The 13,383-nt window shown below is 61.0% G+C and carries 14 protein-coding genes; 11 read left to right on the top strand and 3 right to left on the bottom strand.

Annotated features, from left to right (window positions below; translation table 11 throughout):
* Nucleotides 1–50 precede the first annotated feature (50 nt).
* The 5 genes from ACOZ4H_RS08635 to dhaM all read left to right on the top strand — a co-directional run bounded on the left by ACOZ4H_RS08635 (nt 51) and on the right by dhaM (nt 3,358).
* Nucleotides 51–383, top strand: coding sequence for a hypothetical protein (locus ACOZ4H_RS08635; RefSeq protein ID WP_424328888.1), 333 nt, complete (start codon nt 51–53; stop codon nt 381–383).
* Nucleotides 384–540: 157 nt separating this feature from the next.
* On the top strand, nt 541–1,131 hold the full coding sequence (locus ACOZ4H_RS08630; protein ID WP_424328887.1) for a thioredoxin family protein: 591 nt from the start codon (nt 541–543) through the stop codon (nt 1,129–1,131).
* Between the two features lie 141 nt (nt 1,132–1,272).
* Nucleotides 1,273–2,271: a dihydroxyacetone kinase subunit DhaK gene (dhaK, locus tag ACOZ4H_RS08625; protein WP_424328886.1), complete on the top strand. Its 999-nt coding sequence runs from the start codon at nt 1,273–1,275 to the stop codon at nt 2,269–2,271.
* Nucleotides 2,268–2,978, top strand: coding sequence for a dihydroxyacetone kinase subunit DhaL (dhaL, locus tag ACOZ4H_RS08620; RefSeq protein ID WP_424328885.1), 711 nt, complete (start codon nt 2,268–2,270; stop codon nt 2,976–2,978). The genes dhaK and dhaL overlap by 4 nt, the downstream gene beginning before the upstream one ends.
* Nucleotides 2,978–3,358: a dihydroxyacetone kinase phosphoryl donor subunit DhaM gene (gene dhaM, locus ACOZ4H_RS08615; protein WP_424328884.1), complete on the top strand. Its 381-nt coding sequence runs from the start codon at nt 2,978–2,980 to the stop codon at nt 3,356–3,358. Before dhaL ends, dhaM begins: the two co-directional genes overlap by 1 nt.
* 101 nt (nt 3,359–3,459) lie before the next feature.
* Here dhaM and ACOZ4H_RS08610 read toward each other — a convergent pair whose 3' ends face one another.
* On the bottom strand, nt 3,460–3,618 hold the full coding sequence (locus tag ACOZ4H_RS08610; RefSeq protein ID WP_424328883.1) for a hypothetical protein: 159 nt from the start codon (nt 3,616–3,618) through the stop codon (nt 3,460–3,462).
* A 196-nt stretch (nt 3,619–3,814) separates the two neighbouring features.
* Between ACOZ4H_RS08610 and ACOZ4H_RS08605 the strand changes: the two genes are divergently transcribed.
* From ACOZ4H_RS08605 to ACOZ4H_RS08585, 5 genes are all read left to right on the top strand, one after another.
* Nucleotides 3,815–4,852 carry a DUF7504 family protein gene (locus tag ACOZ4H_RS08605; protein ID WP_424328882.1) on the top strand — a complete coding sequence of 346 codons (1,038 nt, stop codon included), beginning with the start codon at nt 3,815–3,817 and terminating at the stop codon, nt 4,850–4,852.
* Nucleotides 4,853–4,902: 50 nt separating this feature from the next.
* On the top strand, nt 4,903–5,571 hold the full coding sequence (locus ACOZ4H_RS08600) for an O-methyltransferase (protein ID WP_424328881.1): 669 nt from the start codon (nt 4,903–4,905) through the stop codon (nt 5,569–5,571).
* A gap of 99 nt (nt 5,572–5,670) precedes the next feature.
* The gene (locus ACOZ4H_RS08595) at nt 5,671–6,063 is read left to right on the top strand and encodes a hypothetical protein (protein ID WP_424328880.1); all 393 of its coding nucleotides are present in this window, start codon (nt 5,671–5,673) and stop codon (nt 6,061–6,063) included.
* An 88-nt stretch (nt 6,064–6,151) separates the two neighbouring features.
* Nucleotides 6,152–6,754, top strand: a complete 603-nt coding sequence (locus tag ACOZ4H_RS08590; RefSeq protein ID WP_424328879.1) for a chemotaxis protein CheC — start codon at nt 6,152–6,154, stop codon at nt 6,752–6,754.
* Between the two features lie 101 nt (nt 6,755–6,855).
* Nucleotides 6,856–8,508 (top strand): long-chain fatty acid--CoA ligase, encoded by a 1,653-nt coding sequence (locus tag ACOZ4H_RS08585; protein WP_424328878.1) that lies wholly within the window; start codon nt 6,856–6,858, stop codon nt 8,506–8,508.
* A 44-nt stretch (nt 8,509–8,552) separates the two neighbouring features.
* On the opposite strand, the gene ACOZ4H_RS08580 is transcribed toward ACOZ4H_RS08585, so the two are convergent.
* Entirely contained in the window at nt 8,553–9,326 is a 774-nt protein-coding gene (locus tag ACOZ4H_RS08580; RefSeq protein WP_424328877.1) for a hypothetical protein, read from the bottom strand.
* A 126-nt stretch (nt 9,327–9,452) separates the two neighbouring features.
* Here ACOZ4H_RS08580 and ACOZ4H_RS08575 point away from each other — a divergent pair, with 126 nt between their 5' ends.
* The gene (locus ACOZ4H_RS08575) at nt 9,453–10,607 is read left to right on the top strand and encodes an acyl-CoA dehydrogenase family protein (RefSeq protein ID WP_424328876.1); all 1,155 of its coding nucleotides are present in this window, start codon (nt 9,453–9,455) and stop codon (nt 10,605–10,607) included.
* A gap of 846 nt (nt 10,608–11,453) precedes the next feature.
* Here ACOZ4H_RS08575 and ACOZ4H_RS08570 read toward each other — a convergent pair.
* The gene (locus ACOZ4H_RS08570; protein WP_424328875.1) at nt 11,454–12,782 is read right to left on the bottom strand and encodes a Cdc6/Cdc18 family protein; all 1,329 of its coding nucleotides are present in this window, start codon (nt 12,780–12,782) and stop codon (nt 11,454–11,456) included.
* Between the last annotated feature and the right edge of the window lie 601 nt (nt 12,783–13,383).

The raw sequence follows: 13,383 nt of genomic DNA, 5'->3' as shown, positions 1-13,383 counted from the left end.
CCGAAATACACCAGACAGCTTTAATATCTCTGCGGGTTAGGAAATGACTAATGTTCGAAGAGGGTGGCCAGCGGGCTGATTCTAACACGGGATGGGCACATATCGCGAACCACGACAAGGCGGCGACAGTTATTGACACGATACTCCGCCTCGATGCGGACGAGACGTATACGAAAACTGCCCTGAGCGAGGCGGCCGGCGTGCCGCTGAAGACGCTGTATCTTGACGGAACGCTCGAAGAGCTAGTGACGGTCGGATTGCTGGAAAAACACGAAGCAGAGGGGGAGGAGACGCTGTTCTCCGTTGACGACGGGAGCAGCGCGTTCGAGGCAGCGAAAGCCTTCGATACTGCGGCAGCGACGTCCAGCGAAGTGGACAGTTGAGCAAAAAGCGGCCGTCACAGAAGTCAGTCTATAGTAGCCAGTAAAAACCAACGCATACCTGATCGCACGACATCAGTGCGATCAGTGTGTAAATCGTTCCAATCGTTACTATAGCGCGTCCGTGGACTTTTAGCGGCGACAGTCGTAGTGAGCGACGATGGTTTCAATCGATTCGGAGTCCGACGTGCTCGGGCGTGGGGACGAGGCACCGTCGTTCGAACTCCCGGGAGCGGACGGGGCGACGTACTCACTGTCGGATTTCGCGGACAGGGACGCGCTACTGGTCGTATTTACGTGCAACCACTGTCCATACGCGAAAGCGAAGATTGATGAGCTGAACCGCCTCGCGACGGAGTACGACGACCTCGCTGTCGTCGGCATCAATGCCAACGACCCCGAGGAATATCCTGACGACTCCTTCGAGCGGATGCAGGAACTCGTCGAGCGCGGCGAGATACAGTACGACGCGTATCTGTTCGACGAGTCTCAGGACGTCGCAGCCGCGTACGGCGCACGCTGTACCCCCGATCCGTTCCTGTTCCGGAACGACGGCGGGACGTTCAAACTGGCATATCACGGTCGCCTTGACGACGCGCCGAACCCGGACGACGAACCAAGCGAGCGGGAGATGGCCACGCACGTCGAGACGTTACTCAATGGCGACCAGATTACAGCCGCTGAAAAACCGTCCAGAGGCTGTTCGATAAAGTGGAAGCCCAACAACGAACCGGCGTACTGGGACGCCTGATTGAGACGCGAAGTGAGTAGGGCTTCCGGCCGGGTACGTTGCCCGGAGTGAATCGTTGACCTAGAGAGACATGTTCTCCAGCAATACATTCCTAGCCACGAGTACTTTTATGCGGTGGTGAGACATCCGTCAGCATGTACCATGAAAAAGCTCATCAACGACGCGGAGACGGTCGTCGACGAGATGCTCGACGGAATGGTCGCGGCGTACCCAGACAGCGTTCGTCGATTGCCCGACACACAAGTACTGGTCAGGGACGACGCGCCGGTCGACGACAAAGTCGCTGTCGTTAGCGGCGGCGGCAGCGGCCACGAACCGACACACGCCGGCTATCTCGGCGAGGGTATGCTCGACGGGGCAGCGGCCGGAGAAGTGTTCACTTCCCCGACAGCCGACGAACTCGAAGCGATGATCGACGCCTGCGACAGCGGTGCGGGCGTCCTGCTGGGCATCAAAAACTACGAGGGCGACGTGATGAACTTCGAGACGGCCGGGGAGATGGTCGAAATGGAGGGGACGGAAGTAGCCGAAGTCGTGGTCAACGACGACGTCGCCGTCGAAGATTCACTGTACACGAGCGGTCGCCGCGGCGTCTGCGGAACGATTCTCGTTCACAAGGCCGCCGGCGCGAAGGCCGCCGAGGGCGCGAGCCTCGATGAGGTCCAGCGCGTCGCCCAGAAGGTCGTCGATAACGTCGGGACGATGGGCATGGCGCTCACCTCCTGTGTCACCCCCGAAAAGGGCGAGCCGACCTTCGATCTGGGCGAGGACGAGATCGAACTCGGCATCGGCATCCACGGCGAACCGGGCGTCGAGCGGACGGAAACGATGTCCGCTGACGAGGTTACCGACGAACTCACGGAGACGGTCCTCGACGACCTGGAACTGGACGGCGGACAGGAAGTCGTCACCATCGTCAACGGGATGGGCGGAACGCCGCAGATGGAACTGTTCGTCGTCAACCGCCGCCTGCAGGAACTCCTCGGCGAACGGGACATCGAGACGTGGGACGCGTGGGTGGGGGACTACATGACCTCGCTGGACATGGCGGGCTGTTCGATCACGGTCTGTGCGGTCGACGAGGAGCTGAAAGAACTGCTGGGTGCACCGGCCGAGACGCCGGCCCTGACAGTCCGATGAGCCAGTCGAGCGACCAGGGAGCCGCTGCCGTCGCGGCCGTCGAGAACGTCGCAGCCAGGATCGAGTCCGAGCGGGAGCGCCTCACCGACCTCGACTCCGCAATCGGCGACGCCGACCACGGCGGCAACATGGCCCGCGGGTGGCAGGCGGCGGCCGAGGCGGTTGCGGACCTCGACGACCCGGCCGTCGAGACGGTCGTCAAGACCGCCGGCAAGACCCTGCTGTCGGAGGTCGGCGGGGCGTCGGGTCCGCTGTACGGCGGCTCGCTCGTGTTCGCCAGCGCAGAACTGCAGGAGGGGCTCACCGCCGAATCGGCCGTCGCCTTCGCGGAAACGTACGTCGAGAAGGTCCAGGACCGCGGTGACGCCAGCGTCGGGGACAAGACGATGGTCGACGCGCTCGTGCCGGCGGTCCACACGTTCAAGAAATCAGTCGAGACGGACGACCTGCCGCCGCTTGAAGCCCTCGCGAAAGCCGTCGCGGCGGCGGAGCGGGGAGTGGAATTCACAGTCCCCATCCGGGCCGCGAAGGGGCGGGCGTCGTATCTCGGCTGGCGGTCGGTCGGTCATCAGGACCCGGGTGCGACGAGCACGCTGTACATCATGGAAGAACTGCTGGCGACAGCCGCGGACCACCTCGACAGAGAGGTCCCATCGGCCGACGCCAGTTCCCCGACGATTCCCGACGCGGAGGCGGCCGAGGAGTAATGGTGGGGCTCGTCGTCGTTTCCCACAGTCACACTGCTGCCCAGGGAATCACCGAGATAGCCGCGGAGATGGCTGGAGAGACGAACATCGAACCGGTCGGTGGCGACGGTGACGGCGGAATCGGGACGGTCCCCGACGACATCGAAGCGGGCCTCGCCGCCGCGGACGACGGCGACGGTGTCGTCGTCCTCGTGGACCTCGGCAGCGCCGTCATGAACGCGGACGTCGCCATCGATCTGAGCGACGTCGAGGCCGTGATAGCTGATGCACCCGTGCTGGAAGGGGCTGTCAACGCTGCGGTGGCCGCAACCAGCCCGGACGCCACGCTCAGTTCAGTTCGGGACCAGGCCGAAGCAGCCCGGGATGTCGACAAACTCTGAACGGGAATTCGTGTTCGCCTAGGAAAAGCACAAAGAGGGGCAGTCATCGACGACCGGTCGACCGAAGCCGCGTTCTGGCAACCAGGCTGCAGAGTCCAGCGTTAGATTTCGTCCAGCGACTCGAACCCGCTCCAGCACTCGCAGTCGAGGTCGTCGATAGACGTGACTTCGTCCGGAAGCGAACTTATCGGCATCCCGTCGTCGAACTCATCACACTCCTCAATGTGGATAGAAAAGTCGCCGCTCGACATGATAGGCATACTCCGGAATACGGCGTAGCGTTGCAAAAATCCTCGGAATCGAGGCGGTCCGGCGTATGCGCCGGGACCGGTCGCACAGAGGAAGATCATCCGGATAGTGTCAGACATTCGGATGGACCTGAGCGAATTGTACTAGTTACCAAGGTAACTCTTATTTGTTGATGGCTTTATGGTTCCTGATACGATACAGTACGTAATGAACTCCGGGAGTGGGACAGTGGACCAGCCGCTTGACGAGGCTGAGTCCGTATTGGTGCTGGCACGCGGTTCGAGCGACGCCGAACGAGAGGGATGTGCCGGGTTCCTGACTGAACAGGGGGTCAGTGACTCGAAGGCAATCTGTGTCACAGTGTCGGAGTCGCCCGATTCCCGCCTCTCGCTGTGGCAGCAGCACCTCGACGACGAGATGCCCGAAGAAGCGATCATCGTCGATGCCGGCAGCGAGTTACCGGCTAACTCGCAGGCGGCAGCGTCGGGCGCGTTTCCCTCCCTGACGCTCGACACCCTTCCAGCGACAGTGGAGCCGATAGATATCGGAGTAACCGTCGCCCGCCATCTCGGCCGACTAGAACCGGCAGATGCGCCGCTGCTTCTATGCCTGCATTCGCTGACTGGACTGCTTGAGTCCTGGGAACGTGACCGCGTCATCGCGCTAGTGACCGCGTTGAACCGACAATGTGCCGAGATGGGCGTATCGAGCCATCACCACATGGACCCGGAGGCCCATGCGGAGGAGACGGTGGAGATGTTCCGGCCGCTGTATGACGTCGTGTACGAGTACCTCCCGGATCACGGCTGGACCGTCACGGGATCGAACGACGCAGAGGAGACGCCGACGTTCCGGGACACCGTCACCCCGCCCGGCGGTGTCAGGAGGGGCGACCCGGAGGAACCCGAGACGATCCCGATACCCTACTCGTTTGATCAGGTTCTGGAGCTGATTTCCGCCCCGCGGCGACGCAGTCTCCTCTATCACCTGAAGGACCGGTCGGAAAACGAGATCCCGCTGGACGAACTTGTCGACCGCGTCCACGAACGCGAGAAGGCCATCCCGGCCAGGGCGACGCCGAAGTCACGCGATGAAGTAGGCGTGTCGCTGGCACACAATCACCTTCCGCGGCTGGACGACCTCGGGATTCTCTCATACGAGACAGCAGCCAACACCGTCGAGTACTACCCCAATCCCGCGCTGGAGTCAGTCATTCAGTACGTCGAGCGCCTCGAACTCGGCTAGCCCCGGTGCCGACCCACTCATTTATGTGACCGCTGCCGGCATAGCCCGGTATGGACGAAACCCCGCTCCCCGATGTCACAGAGCAATTCGCCCGTACACTAGCGCCAGCCAGCGACCCGGTCATCGAGGAGATGGATGCTAAAGCCGACCGGGAGGGGTTCCCGACGGTCGGCCCCGCAGTCGGCGGGTGGCTCCGCCTCGTCGCCCGGATGGTCGACGCTGATCGCGTCTTCGAGTTCGGATCGGGCTTTGGTTACTCGGCGTACTGGATGGCACCCGCGGTATCGGACGACGGGCAGATCGTCCTGACGGAGATTGACGCCGACGAACTGGACGAGGCCCGTGGGTTCCTCGACCGCGGCGGGTTCGCCGACCGGGCCGCCTTCGAGCACGGGGACGCAATCGAAACCGTCAAGCGCTACGACGGCCCGTTCGACGTGGTACTCATCGACAACGAGAAGCACCGCTACGGGAAGGCCTTCGAGGCTGTCCGGGGGAAGGTACCGGTCGGTGGTGCCGTAGTCGCCGACAACATGATCGAGGCCGGGCCGCTGGAGTTCGAGGAGGTACAGGCGTTGCTGGACGGCGACGACATCGACGCCAACGAGACGAGTCGGGGCATCGCCGCGTATCTCGAACGCGTCGGCGACGACTCGGCGTTCGAGACCGGGTTGCTGCCACTCGGTGAGGGCGTTGCCGTGAGCGTCCGCGTGGAGTGACAAATCCAGGGAGTGACATCCGGGGGTGACGCCGCGGCCAGCGGAACGGCGACTGCACCCAAACGCTATTATCATGTGTGTTGATAACTAACATGAACGATGGCGAAAGCAGATACCGGCACGGCCTCGACAGAATCGGGACTCGACACCGCAGTCATCGAGCGAGCGGCCGAGCGGGCGGGTATCGCCGAGCAGGACCTGTGTGACGCGCTGGTCATCCTTCACGCGGACCTCATCGGACGGCACAGTCAGTTCGAACGGGCGTTCGACTACGTCACCGTCGACGGGACCCGCGCCTACCGCATCTCGGACGAGGTTTGTGATGAACTCCTCTCGGAGTTCGGGTTCGAAGGAGACATCGCGGCCGGCGTCAGGCTCGCACACACTGAGCAGGCGAAGCTCCTGTTCGCCAAATCCGTCTGCGGGGACGACAACTTCGACGCCGACGAGTGTGGCATCGTTATCGGTATCGACACGGCCGAACAGTTCTGAGTGCCTCTCCGATTCTCGCCGACGAAAATGCGGGTGCATAGCTTATGTAGGAGGGCACACAACTGAGCGGCAACGCTGGTCCTAACGAATGAGTCTGATGATAGATATTCGGAAGCTCGGGTTGTTCAATCAGATGGCAAAAGAGGGCGGTAACACCGTTGCGAACCACCTCAGCCAGATGACGGGGATGGAGACGGAGATGGAGATCACGAAGATCAACTTCATCGATATCCCGGATATCAAAACACACGTCGGCGACGAGAAGCAGATCGGTATCAGTATCGAAATGGTGGAAAAGCCCCACGGACACATCCTGTTCCTGTTCAACGCCGCCAGCGCGAAGGACCTCGCCACAGGGATGATCGGCGATATGGGTGAGACAGACCCCAACGCGAACGGCTTCACCGACATGGAGCGCTCGGCGATTCAGGAGATCGGCAACATCATGACCAGCGGCTTCATCGACGGCTGGGCGAACGTCCTCGATACGACTATCGACATCTCGACGCCGAGTTTCACGTTCGGACCCGGGAGCGGGATGGTGGACCAGCTCGTCGGCGACCGTGACAACGAGATGGCACTGATGTTCGACTCCCGCGTCCACGCACTGGAGTCCGACATCAACGTGAAGGTGTACACGTTCCCGGAACTCGAAGAACTGGTCGACCTGATGCAGGAAATCGAAGTGTGAGCAGGCCAAGGAGAGGGGTAGACGGGCACTGCGGATGAACTCCTTGTCCTTCATAAAAAATTTAGCAGTGTTTCTTGTACCGTGGGCCCTTGCATCGTGATATGCCAGGAGGAAGCCCGCAAACGCTACGACCGTTCCTGTGGCGCGCAGAAACACTGTATCCCGACACAGAAGTCGTCTCTCGTACCCACGAGGGTATCGTCCGTCACGACTACGCCGAGTACGCCGAGCGGACGGCGCAGTTAGCGAACGCGCTCGAGGAAGCCGGCTACGGTGACGGCGAACGGCTGGGGACGTTCTGCTGGAACCACAGCCGTCACTTCGAGACATACTTCGGAGTGCCGGGAACCGGTGCGCAGTTACACACTATCAACCCGCTCCTGCCAGACGAACACATTCAGTACATCGTCAGCGACGCACAGGACCAGATCATCTTCGTCGACGAATCGCTCCTGCCGAAACTCGAGGGTACCGCCGCCGATGACCCCGAGTCCTTTGAGTCGGTCGAGCAGTTCATCGTGATGAGCGAGTCCGTCCCCGACACGGACCTCGATGCCGTCGCCTACGAGTCGTTCATCGCCGATCAGCCGACGGAGTACGATTGGCCTGAACTGGAAGAGGGCCGTCCTGCTGGCCTCTGTTACACCTCCGGCACGACCGGACGACCGAAAGGCGTCGAGTACACTCAGCAGATGCTGTGGAGCCACACGATGGCGATCCAGTCGCCACAGGGGATTCCGCTCGACGACGACGACGTTATGATGCCCGTCGTCCCGATGTTCCACGTCAACGCCTGGGGCCTCCCGTTTTCGGCAACTGCAGGCGGGGCCAAGCACGTCTACCCCGGCCCGCAGCCAGAGCCCGAAGACCTCGCGAAGCTCATCGAAGAAGAGGACGTGACCGTCACCGCCGGCGTCCCGACCGTCTGGCTGGGGCTGATGGAGTACATCAAAGAAAACGACGTGGACCTCTCCTCGCTTGAGCGCCTCATCGTCGGCGGAAGCGCCGCCCCGGAGGCGATGATCCGGTTCTTCGACGACCGCGACGTGGAACTCGTCCACGCCTGGGGGATGACCGAGACAGCGCCGGTGGGTGCGGTGGCGTCCCTGCGGAGCGACCTGGAGGATGCCGACTACCAGACGCAACTGGACAAGCGTGCGAAGCAGGGGCTCATCTCGCCCGGGCTTGAGTTCCGTGTCATCGACGACAACGGCAACGAGGTCCCCCACAACGGCGAGGACTTCGGCGAACTCCACATCCGTGGGCCGTGGGTGACGACGGAGTACTTCAAGCGGCCGGAAGCGAACGAACAGGAGTTCGAGGACGGTTACCTGAAGACCGGCGACGTAGTGTCCGTCGACGAAGACGGCTACATCAAGATCGTCGACCGGGCGAAAGACGTCATCAAGAGCGGCGGGGAGTGGATCTCCTCGCTCGAACTGGAAAACGAGCTGATAGCCCACGACGACGTGAACGAAGCGGCGGTGATCGGTGTCCCACACGAGCGCTGGCAGGAGCGACCCCTCGCCATGATCGTCCCGGCGGCCGACGCCGACGAGGACGCGCTTGGCGAGGAGCTTCGGGAACACATTCTCGACTCCTACCCCAAGTGGTGGGTTCCGGACAACTTCATCACCATCGACGAGGTCCCGAAGACGGCGACCGGGAAGTTCGACAAGAAGTCGCTCCGTGACGAGTACGCCGACGAATCACTCGTCGAGGGCCGCGTCCCCGACGATGCCGCACCGGAATAAGAGAAAGCCGCTGGAATGAGAGCGCCTCCAGCGAGCAGTTGCGGTTACTGAACGCCAGTGACGAGATTCCGGACTTCGGTCCGATAGGCGTCGGGCTGGAGTCCGAGATCGACATCGACGGTGACCGTGATGCCGTCGCTCAGAGCGTTTTCGACGACCTGATCGAAGTTCTGTGCCGGGTACGCGCCCCCGGAGATGACGACGAAGTCGCCGTGGTGCCAGACGGCGAACATCGCCGAGATGTCGATGTCGCTGGCCGGTATCTCGACGGCCTCGTCCTCGGTCACGTCGAACGAAATCCCCTCGAATGGGTACACGGCAGACAGTTCGACTGTCTCGGCTGTCTCGCCGGTGTCGATATCGATGGTTCCCTCGCCCGTTTTCTCGATGTCGGTCAACCCCTGGGCTTCCATCTGCTGTTCGAAGCTATCGCGGGCGTTCGTTCTGACTTTCGTCAGCAGTTCCTCGCGGCCCACACCGCCCGGGAGGTTGTCCAGATTCGGACTGAAGTCGACGCGGGTGGCGAAAAACACGGAGAGGGCAGTCTGCACTTGGTCGAGAGTGCGGCTGGCGACGCGCTTCTGTAGCTGTTCGTCGACGTACTGGACCGTACTGGAGACAGCCTCGACGGATACGGGGCCATAACTCCGGTCGAACACCGTTTCCGAGGACTGGTCCGTTCGCGTCCAGCCACCCTCTTCGAGTTGCTGTGTCGGAACTTCCGGGGGCGGTGCCTCGGCTGCGGCCAGAAACGAACACCCCGCAAGCCCGGCGGTTCCGAGGCTGGCTCCGGCAAGCAGGTAGTCTCGACGGTTCATGTCCGAGGAAGGCCACAGCCATGGAAAAGCGTGCTGGCCGATTATCAGTGATTTCCGAGAAACAACTACACCGGTGTTTGGCAGAGTTCCACGGAGTATATGAGTACACAAACCATGATAATTCACATGGATCTGCTATCCGAGAAACTCGTTCCGGAGCACGCACACGGGGTCAAAGAGGAGGCTCGGGAGTTCGCCGCGGAACACATCGAACCAGTCGCGGGAGAGTACTACGCGTCCGGGGAGTACCCCTGGGAGGTGCTCGAAGCAGCCACGGAGGCCGGCCTCGTCGCACAGGATATCGGCGAGGAGTGGGGCGGTAGCGGCTACGACCTCCAGCAGATGCTTGCGATGGCGGAGGAGCTGTACAAGGCCGACGCAGGGATCGCGCTGACGCTCCAACTCGCCAGTTTCGGCGCCGAGATCGTCGAGGACCACGGCGCGGACTGGCAGAAAGAGGAGTTCCTTGCGCCCGTCGCCGCCGGCGACCAGCTTACCGGCCTCGCCGTCTCCGAGCCGGAGACGGGGAGCGACCTCGCCGGGATGACGACGGCCGCCGAGAAGGACGGCGACGAGTGGGTGCTCAACGGCGAGAAGTACTGGATCGGCAACGGCGTCGAGGCTGACTGGGTGACGCTGTACGCTAAGACCGGCGACGACCCGAACGACCGCTACGGGAACTACTCGATGTTCATCGTCCCGACGGACGCCGACGGCTACCACGCCGAGCACATCCCCGAGAAGATGGGCTTCCGGGCGTCCAAGCAGGCCCACATCGTGCTCGACGACTGCCGCATCCCGGAGGAGAATCTGGTCGGCGTCGAAGGGGCCGGCTTCTACATGCTCGCCGAGTTCTTCAATCATGGGCGCGTCGTCGTCGGCGGGCACGGCATCGGCCTCGCCGCCGCGGCCATCGAAGAAGCCTGGGAGTTCGTCCACGACCGCGAGGCGTTCGGCAAAACCGTCGACGAGTTTCAGGCGGTCCAGCACAAACTGGCAGACATGCAACTCGGCCTCCAGTCCGCCCGAACGCTCACCTGGCATGCGGCGGAGCGCGTCGCCAACCAAGAGAACGCCGGTTACTGGGCCGCGCTAGCAAAGACGAAAGCGACCGAAGCCGCGATGGACTGCGCGGAGAAGGGGATGCAACTCCACGGGGGCCGGTCCGTACTGACTGAGAACCGCATTTCCCGTGTATACCGCGACGTGCGGATTCCGGTCATCTACGAGGGAGCCAACGACATCCAGCGGAACCTCATCTACAACCAGGCCCCGATGTAACGGATCGGCATCGTTCGAGCGATGTCGATTGGTCGATTACGGCGAAAACGGCGTGTTTTTGACGGGGGACACCACCCTTCGAGTGTTCTTTGATGGAACTTGGCTGGCCAGCTATCACTACGACGGCGGTTCACTACCGGACAGTCTGCACTGCCTGGACACACCGACCAGACAGGTCATTACGCTACTGTACGAAGTGCATACGAGTGATATCGGGGCAGTACACCACCCTACAAGTGTTCTGACAGCACCGGACAACCGTCCCGACACCACCATACAAGTGTTCCATCACCACCCTGCGAGTGTTTCCAGTTCGGCTACAACCGGACCAGGATAGTGAACACGTGTTCACACACCACCCTGCAAGTGTTCATACAGAGGTATGCGAGCGTCCAAAATGCCCGAAAGACACCACGCTGCAAGTGTTTTCGTGCCGTTGTTCCGAGTCACGATTCGCCACTCTCACACCATCCTGCAAGTGTTTCGCATACTGAGCAAGAGCTCGCAGGTACACCACCCTTCAAGTGTTCCGGAGAGCCCGTTTTGGGCGGTTTTCCCGGCGAATCGGCGTTGACACCACCCTGCAAGTGTTTTCGAAAGGGAATACCGTGAGGCTGTGGCGGAACCCACCCGACACACCGGTCTGCAAGTGTTCTACACACTGCAGTGGGGAGCAAATACCACATAACCGCCTGTTGGAACTTCGAGCTCACGGGCTATTGTGGGCACACACACCACCCTGCAACTGTTCTGGACTGCGCAATAGAGAGACCGCCGTTGAACACACACACACCACCGTGCAAGTGTTCTGCCGTGTGAGCCGACGGGGGTGTGCAAATAGGCTGGTTACGTGAACTGCCAGAGGTTCTGTTGCTCGTCGTCGGTCGTGTCCGGTGCCTCAAACTCGGTCGCCTCGTCTTCCAGGTAGTGCTCGAGAATCCCGTTGACGTTACTCGGCACAGCGTCGCTGTAGGAGGACTGGAGCGCAGCGTTGATGATGTCGGTCGGGTCGTCGGTGACCTCGTAGATGTACTTCCGTCCGCCCTTGCGGCCGAGGTTGCGTTCGGCAGAGCGGACCAGCCCTTGCATCGAAAGCTGGTCGAGGAACTCGTAGATTTTCCGCTCGGATTTCACTCGGCGGCCGCTCGACTCTGCAATCGAAGAGTAGAGATTGTAGATCCGCTTCGTCGACGCCTCGTGTTTCGGTTCGATGAGCGCAAGCGTCGTCGCGAGATACGTCAGCGCCTGCTGTGAACTCAGATCGTGCTCGAAGTAATCGAGGAGTTCGTCGGTTTCGATGGTGTCTGTCGCCCGTCGCGTGTGCGCCTCCGTCACACCTTCGGCACCTTCCATCCGCGCGTACTCTCCGGCCTTTTCGAGGATCCGGAGCCCTTGCCGAACGTCGCCGCGTTCCTGTGCCGAGAAGGCCGCCGCCAGCGGGACCACGTCTTCGCCGAGCACGTCCTCCCGGAACGCGATGTCGGCGTAGTAACCCAGAATGTCCCGGAGTTCGGTCGCATCGTACGGGCCGAACTTGATTTCCCGTTCTCCGAGCGTCGATTTCACTTTGGGTTCCAGCACGTCGACGAACTTGAGATCGTTCGAGATACCGATGAGTCCGACCTTCGCATCGGTGATCGGTGTGTTCTCGTTCGCTTCGGCCCGCGGTAGTTCGTAGAGGAAGTCGTTCCGTGCGTCCGCTGGAATGTTGTCGATCTCGTCTAGAATGATGAGCACGTTCCCGCCAACGGCTTCGATCTCCTCGTAGAGGAATTCGAAGACGCTGTCAGTGCTGTAGCCGCTTTCGGGGAGTTGGTTCTCCGGGTCCCGGAACTCGTTGACGAGCGTGTTGACCAGCGCGTAGGCTGACCGGTAGTTCCGGCAGTTTATCGGACCGATAACGGTGAGCGGGATGTCCTCGGCCTCGGCCTTCTCTTCGAGTTTGTCCCGGACCCATTTCGTAACGGCAGTCTTTCCGACGCCGGTCGGCCCGTACACGAAGACGTTGTTCGGGTCGTGGCCGACGATGACATCCTGTAGAGCGTTGATGTAGAACTCGATCTCCTCGTCGCGGTGGAAGATCGTATCGGGCGTGAACGTGTCTTTTTTCAGCGGTTGCTTTCGTTCGAAGATCGCGTCGGTCCCATCGAACGGGTTCTCGTTCACGTCGACCATCGTACACCACGTTTTGAGTGACTCTATATAAAACCAGTGACCACCATTCAAGTGTTTCAAGTGTTTTCACGCCGTTCAGTCACACACCACCCTGCAAGTGTTTCTCCAATCGCTCTCGAAAACAGCCACAAGCAGTCTGCTGCGACGATCCTTGAGTTATCTCACTTGAGTCCTGCGATTCTGGTATCTCTCGTCTAGACTAGAGATAGGCCTATTATCTACTTTTTATATTTTGTGGTACCAGTATCATATTCCTGTTAATTCAAGCGAAGCCTGTTTTATCGAATCGAGACTATAAGGCCCCACTGATGCCTTTATTTGTACTTATAGATGGTTTCGTCTATCACAGAATACTGATAAGGCTGAACTATCTCCCACGTGTTTAAATATGTGCTAAGGCCACCACCCCTCCCCACCCCCACCCCTGCCAACACCGAGAACACTTGCAGGGTGGTGTGTGTGGGTCCCGCTCTGACGACCGCGATTCGTTATAAAAGGATCCCGACGTTCGAGCGGGACGAAATCGATTTCACGTTGGAACGCGGCTGTTGCAGCGAACACGTCGAGGTACGGATGACCCGGGGCCTCGGCACCGCACTTT

It is taken from the genome of Haloarcula amylolytica (assembly GCF_049705545.1).
GTDB lineage: Archaea > Halobacteriota > Halobacteria > Halobacteriales > Haloarculaceae > Haloarcula > Haloarcula amylolytica_B.
The sequence above is the reverse complement of the archived record's forward strand: the minus strand, read 5'-3'. Positions and strand labels throughout refer to the sequence as shown.

What these genes read in the sequence shown, in the direction of transcription:
- ACOZ4H_RS08635 (WP_424328888.1), top strand. Translation starts at nt 51, where the DNA reads ATGTTCGAAGAGGGTGGCCAGCGGGCTGATTCTAACACGGGATGGGCA.
- ACOZ4H_RS08630 (WP_424328887.1), top strand. Translation starts at nt 541, where the DNA reads ATGGTTTCAATCGATTCGGAGTCCGACGTGCTCGGGCGTGGGGACGAG.
- dhaK (WP_424328886.1), top strand. Translation starts at nt 1,273, where the DNA reads ATGAAAAAGCTCATCAACGACGCGGAGACGGTCGTCGACGAGATGCTC.
- dhaL (WP_424328885.1), top strand. Translation starts at nt 2,268, where the DNA reads ATGAGCCAGTCGAGCGACCAGGGAGCCGCTGCCGTCGCGGCCGTCGAG.
- dhaM (WP_424328884.1), top strand. Translation starts at nt 2,978, where the DNA reads ATGGTGGGGCTCGTCGTCGTTTCCCACAGTCACACTGCTGCCCAGGGA.
- ACOZ4H_RS08610 (WP_424328883.1), bottom strand. Translation starts at nt 3,618, where the DNA reads ATGCCTATCATGTCGAGCGGCGACTTTTCTATCCACATTGAGGAGTGT.
- ACOZ4H_RS08605 (WP_424328882.1), top strand. Translation starts at nt 3,815, where the DNA reads ATGAACTCCGGGAGTGGGACAGTGGACCAGCCGCTTGACGAGGCTGAG.
- ACOZ4H_RS08600 (WP_424328881.1), top strand. Translation starts at nt 4,903, where the DNA reads ATGGACGAAACCCCGCTCCCCGATGTCACAGAGCAATTCGCCCGTACA.
- ACOZ4H_RS08595 (WP_424328880.1), top strand. Translation starts at nt 5,671, where the DNA reads ATGGCGAAAGCAGATACCGGCACGGCCTCGACAGAATCGGGACTCGAC.
- ACOZ4H_RS08590 (WP_424328879.1), top strand. Translation starts at nt 6,152, where the DNA reads ATGAGTCTGATGATAGATATTCGGAAGCTCGGGTTGTTCAATCAGATG.
- ACOZ4H_RS08585 (WP_424328878.1), top strand. Translation starts at nt 6,856, where the DNA reads ATGCCAGGAGGAAGCCCGCAAACGCTACGACCGTTCCTGTGGCGCGCA.
- ACOZ4H_RS08580 (WP_424328877.1), bottom strand. Translation starts at nt 9,326, where the DNA reads ATGAACCGTCGAGACTACCTGCTTGCCGGAGCCAGCCTCGGAACCGCC.
- ACOZ4H_RS08575 (WP_424328876.1), top strand. Translation starts at nt 9,453, where the DNA reads ATGGATCTGCTATCCGAGAAACTCGTTCCGGAGCACGCACACGGGGTC.
- ACOZ4H_RS08570 (WP_424328875.1), bottom strand. Translation starts at nt 12,782, where the DNA reads ATGGTCGACGTGAACGAGAACCCGTTCGATGGGACCGACGCGATCTTC.